At 41.0% G+C, this 15,218-nt stretch carries 12 protein-coding genes and 1 riboswitch; of the genes, 5 read left to right on the top strand and 7 right to left on the bottom strand.

The genetic code is table 11. The features are described from left to right. Positions 1-173 precede the first annotated feature (173 nt). A complete protein-coding gene (locus PTRA_RS06635) occupies positions 174-2,042 on the bottom strand; it encodes a TonB-dependent receptor plug domain-containing protein (RefSeq protein WP_058373155.1) in 1,869 nt (622 codons plus the stop codon). Between the two features lie 163 nt (positions 2,043-2,205). On the opposite strand from PTRA_RS06635, the gene PTRA_RS06640 reads away from it, so the two are divergent. Further along, on the top strand, positions 2,206-2,715 hold the full coding sequence (locus PTRA_RS06640; RefSeq protein WP_058373156.1) for a peptide-methionine (S)-S-oxide reductase: 510 nt from the start codon (positions 2,206-2,208) through the stop codon (positions 2,713-2,715). Positions 2,716-2,863: 148 nt separating this feature from the next. Here the strand turns inward: PTRA_RS06640 and PTRA_RS06645 are convergent, their stop codons facing one another. From PTRA_RS06645 to PTRA_RS06660, 4 genes are all read right to left on the bottom strand, one after another. Continuing rightward, complete coding sequence (locus tag PTRA_RS06645; RefSeq protein ID WP_058373157.1) at positions 2,864-3,409, bottom strand: DUF4136 domain-containing protein; 546 nt, start codon at positions 3,407-3,409, stop codon at positions 2,864-2,866. A gap of 109 nt (positions 3,410-3,518) precedes the next feature. Continuing rightward, positions 3,519-6,293 (bottom strand): coiled-coil domain-containing protein, encoded by a 2,775-nt coding sequence (locus tag PTRA_RS06650; RefSeq protein WP_058373158.1) that lies wholly within the window; start codon positions 6,291-6,293, stop codon positions 3,519-3,521. Then, entirely contained in the window at positions 6,290-6,838 is a 549-nt protein-coding gene (locus PTRA_RS06655; RefSeq protein ID WP_058373159.1) for a condensin complex protein MksE, read from the bottom strand. Before PTRA_RS06655 ends, PTRA_RS06650 begins: the two co-directional genes overlap by 4 nt. Before the next feature lie 5 nt (positions 6,839-6,843). Beyond that, positions 6,844-8,115: a hypothetical protein gene (locus PTRA_RS06660; protein ID WP_058374540.1), complete on the bottom strand. Its 1,272-nt coding sequence runs from the start codon at positions 8,113-8,115 to the stop codon at positions 6,844-6,846. A 231-nt stretch (positions 8,116-8,346) separates the two neighbouring features. Between PTRA_RS06660 and nhaD the strand changes: the two genes are divergently transcribed. Both nhaD and lysC read left to right on the top strand, forming a co-directional pair. After that, positions 8,347-9,594 carry a sodium:proton antiporter NhaD gene (gene nhaD, locus PTRA_RS06665; protein WP_058373160.1) on the top strand — a complete coding sequence of 416 codons (1,248 nt, stop codon included), beginning with the start codon at positions 8,347-8,349 and terminating at the stop codon, positions 9,592-9,594. Positions 9,595-9,726: 132 nt separating this feature from the next. Continuing rightward, positions 9,727-9,899, top strand: a riboswitch (Lysine riboswitch). Positions 9,900-9,974: 75 nt separating this feature from the next. Continuing rightward, complete coding sequence (gene lysC, locus PTRA_RS06670; protein ID WP_208855523.1) at positions 9,975-11,366, top strand: lysine-sensitive aspartokinase 3; 1,392 nt, start codon at positions 9,975-9,977, stop codon at positions 11,364-11,366. Here lysC and PTRA_RS06675 read toward each other — a convergent pair. Then, positions 11,340-12,086 carry a 4'-phosphopantetheinyl transferase family protein gene (locus tag PTRA_RS06675; protein ID WP_058373162.1) on the bottom strand — a complete coding sequence of 249 codons (747 nt, stop codon included), beginning with the start codon at positions 12,084-12,086 and terminating at the stop codon, positions 11,340-11,342. The two genes, lysC and PTRA_RS06675, sit on opposite strands and share 27 nt — an antisense overlap. Before the next feature lie 173 nt (positions 12,087-12,259). On the opposite strand from PTRA_RS06675, the gene PTRA_RS06680 reads away from it, so the two are divergent. Continuing rightward, positions 12,260-13,585 carry a sodium-dependent transporter gene (locus tag PTRA_RS06680; RefSeq protein WP_011327935.1) on the top strand — a complete coding sequence of 442 codons (1,326 nt, stop codon included), beginning with the start codon at positions 12,260-12,262 and terminating at the stop codon, positions 13,583-13,585. A 53-nt stretch (positions 13,586-13,638) separates the two neighbouring features. Here the strand turns inward: PTRA_RS06680 and PTRA_RS06685 are convergent, their stop codons facing one another. Then, positions 13,639-14,133, bottom strand: coding sequence for a glutathione peroxidase (locus tag PTRA_RS06685; protein ID WP_058373163.1), 495 nt, complete (start codon positions 14,131-14,133; stop codon positions 13,639-13,641). Positions 14,134-14,251: 118 nt separating this feature from the next. Here PTRA_RS06685 and PTRA_RS06690 point away from each other — a divergent pair, with 118 nt between their 5' ends. After that, positions 14,252-15,133: an NAD(P)-dependent oxidoreductase gene (locus PTRA_RS06690; protein ID WP_058373164.1), complete on the top strand. Its 882-nt coding sequence runs from the start codon at positions 14,252-14,254 to the stop codon at positions 15,131-15,133. Positions 15,134-15,218: the final 85 nt, after the last annotated feature.

Raw genomic sequence — 15,218 nt, forward strand, 5'->3', positions numbered from 1 at the left:
CCGAAATAAGTCCTTATTATCCGAACTTAGGATTATATATTGACTCATTTACTCCCATTATCTGCTCTTTGTACAATAGTGTTTTACTTTAAATAATTGAACTGTACTTTTCACGTGAGCAAGCCTATCATCTACAACCACCTGGTAAATAATAAGCTTGCTTGTGAAGGGGTCTACCAGCTATAGGTTGCGCTTAGCGTATATTGCTCGCCACGTCCAGGAGTGCCCGGGATCTCTTGAAACGATTCATTCCACAGGTTATCTGCGGCCAATGTAATAAATAAGTTTTTAATCTGCGGCGGCATTATTTTTAAGGTTAAATGAGTGAATAACGCATCATCATCGCCACTGCGCAGCGTATTTTCATGTTGTTTGCGCCATTCGTTATCTATACGAAACTCTAAAATATCTGTTGGGTTCCAAATAGCCGCAAGGGTTAGCCTATGGTCTGGGTAGTTTAATGCGTAAAAGCTAGCATCTATATCGGCTGCGCCATAATTCTCTGATTTTTTTAAAAAGCTATAACTGGCAATAATTTCTGCGTTATCAAAATGCTTAGTGGCAAGAAACTCAACCCCCGAGGTATTAATATCTACCGGATTGGCAAAGCGGGCAGAAGTGGCATCTAAACTATAAGTCCAATCGGTTAAGTTATCATCTTGGCGATAAAAAACAGCAGAGTTAAAGCGCCAACTTTGTCGCTCTAATAATAAACCCAGCTCGAGGTTTTTAGTGGTTTCGCGCTCAAGGTTGTAGTTACTTCTAAACAAACCGCCAGTGTCACTGCCGCCAATTGCGGTATAGCCTGCTACTTGGCTTGCCTGTGCATACGATAAATAAACAGTGCGCTCAGTGCCGTCGCTGTTTTGTGTATTTAAAGTTATATCACCAATAAGTGAAATTTCAGAATCATCGCGATTAGTATCGTCAAAAGCCGCACCAAGGCGAATAGTAAGGTGTTGATCGCTCTCAAGTGCCATTTGGTACTCTGGCAGCACACTTACTTTATAATAATTACGTGAGGTGAAATTATTTTCAAGCGTGGTCGATTCAATCGAATCATTAATAAATTGCGCAGAATAATTGAGTGCAAAAGACGCGCTGTGCGCATGGCGCCCCGAAAGTGCTAGTGATTTAACATCGGTTTGATGAAACGCTTCGAACGACATTGGGTTTTCACGAGAATACACATAGTGATCCTCGTGTTTACGATAATATGTAGATACTTCAAACGAGCTCTCGGCGCCATAGTTTTGTTTATGGTTGAGCATAAATAGCTGAGTTTTAAGATCTTCAGTTTCGTTAACCCCAAATGGAGTATACAAATTTGGCCAACCAAAAAACTTTTCTTGAGAGCCAAAAAACAGATCGGTTTGTGAGTCTGGGCCCACCAATTGAACACGGCTTGAGGCGCGGGTAAAGTCATGATCGCCATAATCAATAGAGCCATCACTTTGTGAGTGAGAAAACTCGCCTTCTACACCCAGCTGCCAATCGGAAATACCATCCAATGGTATATTCACGCCCGCATGCAGGCTTTGTAAATTAAAGTCATTGCTGCCAACCCCAAGTGATACGCTACCACCGGTACTAATTGGCTTCCAAGCAAACGATACTGTACCAACGGAGCTGTTAACGCCATAAAGTGCATTATCTGCTGCGGTGAATATAGCTGGGCCACGTAACATTTGTGGCGCTATAGGAATTTCGGCAAAGTAATGTCCCGACTGCGGATCGAACAACGTTGCGCTGCCAACCCTAAAACCAGTATTTTCGAAAATACCACCACGAATGGTTACATCGGCTTGTGCTTCGGCCATATTACGCGATTGCACATCAACACGCGGATCATACTCTAAATTAGAAACCGGTGAGTCGAAGGTGCCCACGGGTTCCTTATTTGCAGTAGGGGAAGCTTCAACCGTTATTTGCTCTATTGCTGTGGCATTTTTAGTTTGTACTTCAGCGTAGGCAAAGCCAGTAACACTGCATAGCAATGTAGGTAATAATATAGGTAATATAAGGCGCGGGGCACGATTCATGTTTTTCTCATTTTTGTATATGTAATTGTGCTAACAATTAAATCCGAAACACCCTGTTAAGGCGTGATAAAGTAGTCAAATAATTGTAATTTGGCTTGGTATTGTATATTAATCTTAAAAAATTGCATTTGATAATCATTCGTAAAGTAGGGTAATTGATTTTATGAGCACAGTACAAACAAACGACAATTCGCATCTAGAAAGCATTTACTTTGCCGGAGGCTGCCTTTGGGGGGTACAAGAGTTTATTAAGTACTTACCCGGCGTTGTTACCACTGAGGCAGGGCGAGCTAATGGCACAAATAATAATACACAAGGTGAATACGACGGTTATGCCGAATGCGTGAAAGTAACCTTTGATATAACAGCCGTGACACTCAATAAACTGATTGAATACTTTTTTGAGATTATTGACCCTTACAGTGTTAATAAGCAGGGTAACGATGTTGGATTAAAATACCGTAGTGCTATTTATAGTAAACAGCAATGTCACTTAACAATTGCAAACGACTATATAAACCAACGCGCTGATGCAGATAAAATAGTGGTACAAGTTCAGCTGCTAACCAATTATGTTCCAAGCGATGCAGAGCACCAAGACCGGCTAACTAACTTCCCTGATGACTATTGCCATATACCACCTGAGTTATTACATAAATATAAATCGAAATAAAGCGAAAGTCTGCTATATCAATTATGCAAAGAGCGATTGTTTTTCTTATCAGCAGGCTCTGCGGCTACAGCAAAAAATTTAATAAAAACAATCAGCCACAAAAAAGCTCACACATTGTGAGCTTTTATATGTGCTTTAAAACCAGCGGCTACTTTTGTGGCGGGAAGTTACTTAAAATTTTAGCAACTGTTTTTCTAACCGACAGTTCACGTTGCTCAGGAGATTGGTTTTTCTTTAATCGACCATCTTCAGCGCCGCGCCATACTAACTGGTTTGATTCACGCTCAATAATATCAATAACTAAAGTGCCTACTTCGTATTCACGAGCAGATATATCGTTTTGATACCCTAAACCCCACGAGCTCCAACGAGCGCCGTAGCCAATGTTAAAAGAACTTACGTCTAGCTCTTTATCTACCGACGCATGGTAGTTTACCAGCACGTCTGCTTGAGCAGGATCGGTTAAGCTCATACCCATTTTCTGATTAAGCTCACTGCTTATTGCGCTGCGTACACGTTTTTCCATTAACGCATTAATTTGATAGTTATTGGTGTCTTTTGTTAAATCTGCATTTTCTACCCACGCAAACGTTTTATAGTTAGCAAAGTTTGCTGATTTGTCGTAATCCCAATCTGCGGTTTGCGTACAAGCAGTTAAAAACGCAAGTGCGGCTACAATAAAAATATTTTTCATACAGTTTGCTCCTAATCTTTTTTATAAAATAACACACATTGTTAAACAGTGTGATATTTAAGCGCTTAACAACAGTTTAGCTGCTATAGCTGAACCATTGATTAATTACTTAATGTTCAACTTCTATCCAGTCTTTTTCGTCTACCCAGTTTTGTGCACCGTCTTTAACTGAGCGAATTGGCACAATATAATCGCAGCTTGTTTGCGGTTTAACTGAGGCAAATATAGGGACGAAGCCAAAGCTAAGCGCGGTTTCAATAATTGCCTTTTGATTTTGCGGGTCAATGTCGGCGGCTTCATCTATGTATATAGGTATACGGTATAAGTTTTGTTCTTGTGAGCTTAACAAATAGCGAATAAACAACATACCACATAATAACTTAATAGTTATGCGCGTGCCGTTTGAACCCGCCGAGTCTATTTTGTCAAAGTGTTCGGTATCGCCTGCGCGATTGACTACTTCAAAACGAATATCAAATAAATCGGTGAGGGTAAGGCCAGCTTTGTCGGAGGCGAGCTTAATTAAATGATCTTTCGCCTCGTTTACTGCGCTTTCGCTATAGGGTTCTTGGCTGAGTAAATCCAGCGTGTCCCCTTGCTCAAACTGATGCGAGGTACTAATTATAGTATCTATGCTATCAACTAACATTTTGCGCGGTATTACATTAATTTTAAATGCTTGAAGGTTCGAAATGCGATGCTGGCTAATGCCTTTATTAAAGCTGTTCATTTCGCGGCGCAGGCGGTCTAAATCTTCGCGCAGGCCTTTAATGGTTGCGGCTACTTCAGTTAGAGCCACGCGGCCTTGGCGCTCAACGGCATCGCGTTCGTTATCAATGTTATGAAACGCACTAATGAGTTTTTGATACTTACTAAACTCATCGTTTTCGTTATCAAACTTGGTAATACCGGCGTTATAAATATGTAAATAGGTATTGCGTACGTTTATCTCAAAGTTACGCAGCTCTTGGCAGTCTTTATTAAAGTGGTGCACTAGGTCGCTTAAATTATCAAAGTCTATTGTTACCTCTATCATGTAAGGGGTAACTTTGCCGCTGTATAAATCAAGGGTGTGGTCAATTCGCTCACTTTTAACTTGGCGCAAACGATCAGATTGGCGATTAATTTGCGCCTGTTTTGATTTAATTATTGAGCGTCGGTCGCTAATTGAGCCGCTATTTTTTTGAATGTCTTGTAGATAATCGTCAACCTGATCGCGCTCGGCTAACAGCTGCTCTTTTAGCATGGTTTGTGCTTCTGCCGATTGCAGCATAGTGTCAAACTGCTCTAAACGTTTAAGAGCGGCTTCGGCGCTCATTAGTTCATCGTACAAGGTGTCTTTTTCTTTTTGCTTGTCGGCCACATTTGCCGCTACATCGCGCTGTTGCTTAAACTCTTTTAAAGCCTGTTCAAGGGCGCTTAGCTGAGCAGTTAGTTGCTCTTTATTTTCGCCGCTTTGCATTTGTACAGGCGAGAGCTTTTTAAGCTTAATACTCGCACCAGGCAGTGTAAGTACGCCGCCTTTAACGTTTTCACTTAAGTGCGATAAAAATTCCCCAAACGCATCTTCGTCATCAATACTTATATCGCCATTGCTGGTGGTTGCAAACGAAAGCATGTCGGGGTTTAAAATGCGCGAAATTTCTTCCACTTCTTTTAACGACAGCTCTTCGCGCATGCGGGTAAATAAATTAAATTCCAAGTTTTTAAGTTGCAGCTTTAAGCTCTTAATTTGTTTTTGGGTTTCGCTAATACGGTAGTCAAGTGTATGCAGGCTTTGCCCTTGTGCGCTGGTAATAGAGTGCGAAAGCGACTCGTAGTCTTGCTTTAACTGGGTTAGGTTTGTTTTAAGCGTGGCTTTGTTAACCAGTTCAAATTCGTTTTTAAGTGCGTTAAAATCTAAAAACCATTGCTCTATTTGCGTTTGCCTGCGCTCTATATCGCGCGACTGCTGCACGTACAAACTTTGCTTTTGTTCAAACTCGTGTTTTTCGTGCTCTATGTTTTCAAGCGCTATTGCCAGCTCTTCTAGTTGCGATTCTTGGTAGTTGTCAAAGTCAATGAGTGCTTGGTCAATTTTTGGAGCATAAGCCGCTAATTTACCTTTTAGTACAGTTTGGTTCTCTAGCATCGACTCAAGCGCGGCTATGGGCTCTTGCATCGATTCAAGGGCGTGTAACTCACGTTTACTGCGGTTTACTTTGTCGAACGAGCGACGCCACACTTCATAAAAGTCGACCTTAGAGTTAGACATGTGGCGCTCAAATACACGTAGCATAAAGCGTTTTACATCGGCGGCACCGAGTTTATGTAAGTTAAGAATACGGCGAAATATTTCTTTATAAATAGTCGAATCTTGAACGTTATTAAGCGGGATCATTTTTAAGTTGATCTCGTCGTCAAATGGGGTTGCGCCGCCGGTGAGTAGGGCGTTTAGCTCTTGCGCTTTTAGCTCTATGGGGTTGTACCCAAGCTGTTTTAAATGGCTAAACAGCTTAGTGTATTTAATAATGGTTTTACCTTGGGTGTACTGCTCTAAATCAAGCTTACCTTGGTAGCAAAAATATTGGTGCGCATAACCGGCAATTTTCCCCAAACCCGCTACACCAATTACTACTGAGCCATGGGGCAGGTTTGCTTCAAGCAAAATGTAGGATTGATCGGACGAAAAATAAAACTTACGGGTTTCGTCTAAATCGTGGCCATCCCATTCGGTTAGGCGTAAATCGTTAATAAGCGGAAACTGAAGAGCATTTATTACCGAGCTTTTACCGGTATTATTAGGCGCGCAAATAGAGCTGCTTTTATCCAGCGGGATCACACATTTTGCGTAACCTGCAGTATTGAGTAGGGCGAGTTTACTTAGTCCGTATAAATTTTTCATTGCTCGTCCTCTGTTAGGTAGGTTTCTTCGTTTACTTCCATTAAGGCATCTATATAGCGATGAATAGGGGCTTGTAGCATAAAGCCTGCTTCTACTTCGCGTGCCAAACCTAAGCGCACCATGCGCAGGTACACGTCTTTGCGCAGATCGGAGCCCGAAAATATCTCTAGTTGATCAAACAAGTGTTTGTTAATTTGCACTAAGGTTTGCATTAACTCTAAATCGTTTACTTCGTCGAACAAGGCGCGCATTGGGTCTTTGCCGGTGTTGGCGTAGTGCTCAATTAAAATATAAATAGTGAGGGCAATAGCACGGGATATTTTGCCCATATTGGGTGTGCTTTCGTCGCTGCTAAAGTAATAAAAGCCACGGCTGTCGTGTTTTAGCTCGTTACCTAGGGCGCTAAATAGCGCGCTGTAAGCGTCTATGTTTTGATCCAGCTCTTGCCACATTAGGTTGTCTTGTTCGCAAATATGATAACCCGCCACTAATTTTTTATTAATTGCTTGTAAGTGGGTAAGCTCGTTTAAGTTTATTTGTGTCATGGTGATTACTCATCTGCCTTACTAGGTTTTTGCGGCTGTGAATTATAGGGATAAAGAGAAAAATACTGACCGGCAATTTTAAAGCGTGCTTTTTCATCGCTTTGGCTTTTTTCAAGCTCGTCGTCACTCACTAATTTTTGATACAAAAACAGCATTTCTTCGGCATCTAAATCGGGGTAACTTTCGTCTAAAAATTGCAGCAATGGTTGCGGCTTTTTACGTTTTGTATTGAAGCGTTTTGCAAAGCTGCTTTTAACATCGTTGTAATCGGGAATGTTTGGCGTTTGAAAAGGCGGTACATCTTGCTGATCGGGCAATTGGTATTCTTGGTGTTCAAACTCAACCAAACTTGCCATATAGGCAACTATATGACGTTGTTGCCCCAGCGAGTAACGCTGTGCGTCGCTCACAAAGTGTGGTTGCACCGCTGTTAGCATGTTGTCTACGCCATTTTTACGCACTAGCCCAAGCACTTTTGCAGCTTGGCGGGTAATTAAGTTATTTCGGCGTAGCTCTTCACGCAGCGGCATTAGCATGTCGGCACTTTTACGCAGGCTTTCGCGGCCTACTAAATGCATTTCGAGAATACGGGTACGTAATTGCTCTAGCATGCGTTTGTCGGTATATGCTTTACCCGATTGCTCAATACGCTCTATTTGCGTACTAATTTGCAGCTCTATAAGATTAAAACAGGCATGAAATTCGCCGCGAATATCAATCATTTCTAGCATTGGCTCTATGTATTCGTCAAACGCTTCTATTACCGCTTTATAACGCTTTTGCAGCGATTGCACCGCGTTATTAGATTTAGCTTGCTCAACAATATTTAAAATGGCGTTTTCGTTGTGTGCGTACAGTTTCATTATTTTGCGTACCCGATCATCCATAATACGGCTAAAACGGCGTAAGTCGTCAAAATCTTCCACTTCGCCCGCGTTAGCTAAGCGATCGCCAAGGCGAGCTAAGTCCTCTACTAATACGCTAATTTCTTGTGCTAAACCTAAATGCTCTTCTTGCAGTAAAAATGTAGCAAAGTCGGCAATGGCACGGTTTATTTCAAGCTGCGAAGATTTAGCTAAAGGAATTATAATATCTTGATTTAACAAGCGATTAGTTTCTTTATAAATTCGCTCGTTATGCCATGTAGGTTGTTTGTGTTTAATGGCATTTTGCAAATCTTTAATACTAAAGTCGGCCATTTTAAAACGTTTAAATAATAGCTCTAGCACCCCCCAATGTTCGCTAAGGGTATTTAATAGCTTTTTAGCTGGGATCATAAGGCGTTTATACATCCTAGTATGTTGTTAAATAACGAGCTAAATAAGCGAGTTATTCATAATTTTAATAGCGCTGATAGCACTATGGTATTCGTTTTTACAACGATTTAATAATAGTTTTTACCAGGTCATAGTGATAACATCCGCACCGAAAATAGGCACACGAAATATGCGGCTCTATTTTCTTCATAGGTTCAATTTTTACATTATTCCAAAGGTTGTTCAATTATCATGGTTTCCTCTATTATCCTGACTTTAATAGCGATTGCATTTTTGCTGATTGTTATTGAGGATATAATCCACGTAAACAAAGCTAAAACGACACTTTTTTTTGGTACGCTCTGCTGGATTATCTCTTTTATCTTCCCTATTAATGGGCAAAGCCCTGATACGATTCAATCACTCCTTAATCATAATATTTTAGAAATTGCCTCCTTATGGTTGTTTTTAATGGCGGCAATGACCTTTGTTGCCTATTTAAACTCAAAAGGGTTTATCGAAAATATTGTTAACCGGATTATGCCAAAACGAATTAGCGAACGTAAGTTAATGTTTTTGGTTGGTGTTTTTGCATTTTTATTCTCTTCTATTTCCGATAACGTAACTGCTACGCTTATATCTTTAGCGGTGGTTTTATCATTAAAACTTGAAGCCAAAAAGCTAATTAGATACGCCACGCTGATAATTTTTGCGGTTAACTCTGGTGGTGTGTCGTTAATTACCGGTGATGTAACCACGTTAATGATATTTTTAGATGGCAAAGTAACTATTAGCAATTTGTTATTGTTAATTGGGCCAGCATTTGTAAGTGTGATGCTGTTAGCTGCACTGTTATCAATAGGCTTAAATGGCCAGCTCGACTTTACTAAAACCAAGCAAAAACGCATTGAAAAAACCGATATTACAATTGCAGTTATCTTCTTATCTACGGTTATTGCTACCTTAACACTGAGTGTTTTATACAGTGTACCGCCATTGCTTACCTTTTTGTTTGGTTTGTCTATGATGTTTTTAGTGGCGCAATTTTTAATGCGCAAAAAAGACATAAACAAAGACATGATAGATTTTATTCGTGAAATAGAATACGACACCTTGTTGTTTTTTGTAGGTGTATTATTACTGGTAGGGGCGTTAAAAGAAGTTGGTATGTTAAGCAACTTTAGCGACCTGTACACAATAATGGCACCTGAATACGCAAACTATTTAATGGGTATATTGTCGGCAGGCGTTGATAACGTACCACTTACTGCCGCGTTATTAAAAGCAGATATAGTAATGACACAGCAGCATTGGCTGTCGTTTACTTATGCCACAGGCGTAGGGGGCTCTATGTTAATTATAGGCTCAGCGGCGGGTATTATTGCCATGAGCAAAGTTAAAGAACTGACCTTTATGAGCTATTTACGTTTGTCGTTTTATTTATTAATTTGTTACACCGTAGGCTATACAGGCTCGTATTTAATGGCAGGTTTTGTTTAATATTAGTTATTAAAGTGCTTGACAGCTAGATGTCTAAACGATAACTTTCAAAGCCCCAGTAAAGTATTGATCTTTTCAATATATTGCTGGGGTTTTGTTTTATTAGTGATTGCTAAAATAGCCATTAATACAACATTCAGAAGAGGTGCGATACTTAGGTATTTAATGTGAGGTGACGAACGCCGTTGAGCATTAAAGAGGGAGGTACTCGCCGAGAAAAATAACGCGTCGTCGTCGTTGTTTTTCGGTTTATGGGGCTGAATCCTCAAAACTGTCACCAATATAGGTGGAGAGCTTCTGGCAGTGAATTTTCTTACCTTATATTTGCTGCCAAGTTCTTCTTGTTTTATTACGGTTTGGATGCCGTGAAAGGAGACAAAATGACAACCCAATCAGTGCCACATGTAGTATTAGGCAGCAAATCAAATTATACCGTTGCTAAATTTGGCGGCACCAGCGTAGCTAACTTTGCGGCTATGGACCACAGTAGTAAAATTGTAGTAGCAGATAAAAGCGTGCGTATTGTTGCACTAAGCGCCAGCGCAGGAGTCACTAATCATTTAGTTGAGCTATGTAAAAACAACCTTAGTGAAGATGAGCGCCAAGCACATATTAACGGCGTGCTGGCGATTCAGCAGGCTATTTTAGCCGAGTTGAGTTTAGATACCGACTTAGCGCAGGGCTTTGCCCAAACGTTAGCGGCATTTGAAAAACTAGCCAGCCAAACACTACAAACTAAAGCGCTACATGACGAGCTATTAAGTTTTGGCGAGCGGTTATCAACTTATTTATTTACCCAAGTGCTGCGTTTAAAAGGTTTAAATGCAATACGCTTTGACGTGCGCCAAGTGCTTAAAACCGACAGTCAATTTGGCAAAGCAACTCCTAATGTTGCAGCTACTGCACAAGCAGCAAGCGCATTACTTATTCCGCTGTTAGACGATCAAGTAATTGTTACACAGGGCTTTATTGGCAGCGACGAACACGGCCAAACGACCACTTTAGGGCGCGGCGGATCAGACTACAGTGCTGCATTACTGGCCGAGGCTATTCATGCTAAAAGTGTACATATTTGGACTGACGTAGTGGGTATTTTTAGTACCGACCCGCGTTTATGTGTAAAAGCCACGCCTATTGCACGCCTCAGCTTTGACGAAGCCGCCGAAATGGCTACCTTTGGTGCAAAAGTATTGCATCCGGCAACTATTTTACCCGCCAGTCGCAGCCATATTAATGTGTTTGTAGGGTCGAGCCGTGAGCCAGAGCGCGGTGGTACTTGGATTGAACGTGAAAAGTCGCAACTGCCAGGAATTCGCGCAGTAACACAACGTAAAAATCAAATATTACTTACCCTTAAAAGCCCCGAAATGCTATTAGCTAGTGGCTTTTTAGCCCGAGTATTTACCATTTTAAGTGAGTTTAATATTTCGGTAGATTTAGTGACTACTTCTGAAATTAGCGTAGCAATAACGCTTGATAACGCGCCTAATGCATCGCGTCCAGAGCTTGATCAGGGTTGCTTAGATAAACTTGCTGAGTTTTGTCATGTATCGGTAGAAAACAACTTAACCTTAGTGGCGCTTATTGGCTCAGAAATACAGTTGCGCCAGCACGAAATGAACTTAATGCAGGTATTAAGTGACTTTAATATAAGGCTAATTTGCCACGGTGCAAGTAAGCATAACTTGTGCTTTTTGGTCGAGCAAGGCGAATCCGATAACGTAGTGCAAGCTATTCATAGCCGACTACTTGAAAGCGATTGCGCGGCCTAATATAGCTAAATTAATAAGAGAGCACTGCCAGTCAGTGCTTTTTTCGCTCACTACACTTATATCAAATTCACCTACCACAGAACTACTGGCATTAAGCTGTGTGCAAGTTAACTCTGTAAACACATTAGGGCTTAGTAACTTGGCAATAGGGCGGCTAGTGGCTTTAGCGAGCGCTTCTTTTAAGGTCCAAATTCTAAAAAAGTGTTTAGCTTGATCCTCTGCATTGGTGGGCTTGGTGATCAGCGCAATTTCATCGGTATGATAAAAATGCTTTGCGAGTTTTTCAAAAGGGCGCTTTGTGCTTATTTTTTCAATATCGAAACCAAACTGGGCTTTTGTAGGGTTAAGTGCAGCGCCAACAAAACCATTAGAATGCGATATACAGGTATTAATAACGGTATGGCTGTTATTAATGTGTAGCGCTAATTTACTTGTTTGTAGGTTAAACTCTGAGCTTATATTACATGGCTTAATGCCCGCCATATTAGGGTGCGAGGTTATAACTAAATACTTAAGTAATAATCGCGTGGCTAAATACTCTTGCTTGGCCGATGTGCTTTTACGGCGGTTTATTATTTGCAGCTCAAAAGGGCTTAAATAATCAGGCAAATTAAATTGGCTTATATCGAGCGTTTTAGCGTCAAACAATAAAATAGGGCTTTTATTGTTACTAAAAGGCTGATTAATTTGCAGGGTGTTTTTAAAGTAAAGTGAACTCATAAACGCTCAAAATAATAATAAATTTAATACCGATTACCTGCTTGTATGCATATGCTGAACATATAGTGAGCGGTTGTTAGTTGTTGTGCGCGCTAGGTACATTTTTATTACTAAGGCGCGATGAAATATGGTTTAATTCACAACAGCTAAAATAATAACAGATTTGTAGGTGTATGACACAAGTGCGTGATGGTTTTCAAAGTCGACTTGGTTTTGTATTGGCCGCCGCTGGCGCAGCGGTAGGTTTAGGTAATATATGGGGTTTTCCTACGCAGGCTGCTAACCATGGTGGTGGTGCTTTTTTGCTGGTTTACTTTATTGTTATATTTTTACTTGCTTTGCCGGCTTTATATACCGAGCTGTATTTAGGGTATTACGCCCAAGCTAATCCGGTAAAAGCACTTAGGCAAGCATGGCAAAATAAAGCCCCTAAAGTAGGCGCGGCTGCAGGTTATATTGGCCTTGGCGGCGCTATTGTAATGCTTAGCTTTTATTCAATAGTGGCGGGGTGGATGCTGTCGTATGCTATTGAACCAGTAACTACATTTTTAGGGTTTAGCGGCGCTAGCGAATTTTTACACAGCGACTCTGCGCTGCGTAATTTTGTGTTTACCCCGCTTATGCTTATTTTAACCGCGAGTATTATTTTAAAAGGGGTTAAATCGGGTATTGAAACCTGGTCACGGCGTTTAATGCCGGTGCTGCTAGTATTGCTAATTGGTTTAATTATTTATATTGCAACGCTTGATGGTGCAAGTGATGGCTTTGCAGCGTATTTAATACCTGACTTTAGCCAAATACTCGACCCTAACTTAATTATTGCAGCTATGGGGCAAGCCTTTTTCTCCTTATCGCTAGGTGTGGGCTGCATGATGATTTACGGCTCGTATTTAAAACCCGGTGCTAACTTACCAAAACTGACTGCCAGCGTAGCACTACTCGATACCAGTGTGGCCTTTTTAGCTGGTTTACTTATTGTGCCTGCTATTTACGTGGCGCAGCACAACGGCGTAGAAGTATTTAGTAACGGTAAATTAATTGGCGAAGGGCAGCTTATTTTTGCCATTTTACCCGCGTTATTTAGCACCATGGGCGATATTGGCTTATTGGTTGGGTTATTGTTTTTTGTATTAATGTCGATAGCCTCGGTTACTTCTACTATATCAACCACCGAAATACCGGTGGCATTTTTAGTCGAAAACCACGGCGTTGATCGCACTAAAGCTACGTGGCTAGTTAGTGGCGTAGTGTTAGTGTTTGCCAGTTTAATAATACTTAATTTTGATTGGTTATTTGGCTTGGTTATTATGGTATTTACCCAGTATCAATTACCGTTAATGGGGTTATTTTACTTTGTTACTGTGGGCTGGTTATGGCAGCGTGGTAACAAACTACATCAAGCAACTAGCGGCGCGCATTACTGGTTTGCTCAGTACATACGTTTTGTTTGCCCAATATTAATGACCTTGGTATTTGCCAATGTGGCGTTTAGTAGTTAAGCGTTACTGCAAGTTATAAATAAAACGGGAGCTTTTGCTCTCGTTTTGCTTTGTTATTTAGCTGTTAGCAATAACTGATTTTCAATTGCCTGCTTTAACGTTTCTGGCTTGGTGCGCGGTGCATAACGGGAAACAAGTTGGCCTTGCGAATTAATTAAAAATTTAGTGAAGTTCCACTTTATTACTCGCCCTTGCGAAATACCTCTGGTGTGCTGCTTTAAGTAATTAAACAAGGGGTGAGCTTCTGGGCCGTTTACCATTACTTTGGCAAATATTTCAAATGTGGTATTAAATTGCGCTTGATAAAAGCTGTTAATGGCTAAATTATCAAGCGGCTCATTTTGGCCAAATTGATTGCACGGAAACGCTAAAATGGTAAATCCACTGTTTTTATAGTGCTGATACAGCTTTTCTAAAGCGGTTAACTGCGCCGAAAAATGACATTCACTGGCAATATTTACAATAAGTAGCGTTTTGCCTTTTAACTGCTTAAAAGAAAAAAGCGCCTTGTTACAACACTCTGCGTTAAATTGATAAATACTATCCATAGATCACCTACTTAATTTCCTATTAAATAAACTTTATAAAGACTTCATTCGCTTTTTTATCAACCGATTGACATAATCAGGCATGGTTTTTAAGTTATCAGTTTAATAGGTCATTTTTATGTCAATGAAAGTAGCATTTATAGGTTTAGGCGTAATGGGTTACCCAATGGCGGGGCATTTAGCAAAAGCAGGGCACAGTGTGTGCGTTTATAACCGTACTCAAGCTAAAGCTCAAAAGTGGGCTAACGAATTTAGCGGCAACTTTGCAGCCACTCCACGCGAAGCTGTAAACGGTGCCGACATTGTATTTATGTGTGTGGGTAACGACGACGATTTACGCTCGGTAGTATATGGCGAAAACGGGGTATTAGCCGGTATTAAAGCAGGCAGTATTTTGGTCGATCATACTACTACTTCAGCTACAGTGGCGCGCGAAGTGGCAGCAAAAGCGGCGTTATTAAAAGTCGACTTTATTGACGCGCCAGTATCGGGTGGTCAAGCTGGCGCCGAAAATGGCGTGCTTACAGTAATGGCTGGTGGCAGCGAAACTGTATTTGCTAAAGTGCAGCCTGTTATGACGGCATTTAGTCGTTTCAGCCAATTGTTAGGTGGCGTAGGCTCGGGGCAATTATGTAAAATGGTTAATCAAATTTGTATTGCGGGTGCAGTACAGGGCTTAGCCGAAGGCTTACATTTTGCAAAGCAAGCAGGGCTTGATGGTGAAAAAGTAATAGAAACTATTTCTAAAGGCGCTGCCGGTTCGTGGCAAATGGAAAACCGTTACAAAACCATGTGGGCAGGGGAATACGACTTTGGTTTTGCAGTTGATTGGATGCGTAAAGACTTAGGCATAGCGCTAGATGAGGCGAAAAATAACGGTGCAACGCTAGCAATGACAGCCACAGTAGATGGGTATTACGCCGATGTGCAAGCATTAGGCGGTGGCCGCTACGATACATCAAGCTTACTTGCACGCATTGAAGCACAGCATAAAAAATAACGTTTACGTTGAGTATATCGTTGTAGACGCCAAGCTTGCGTGATGTGCAAAGCCCGTAAAGTGATTTATTCACAAAGAGGTTAAG

It is taken from the genome of Pseudoalteromonas translucida KMM 520 (genome assembly GCF_001465295.1).
GTDB classification, from domain to species: domain Bacteria; phylum Pseudomonadota; class Gammaproteobacteria; order Enterobacterales; family Alteromonadaceae; genus Pseudoalteromonas; species Pseudoalteromonas translucida.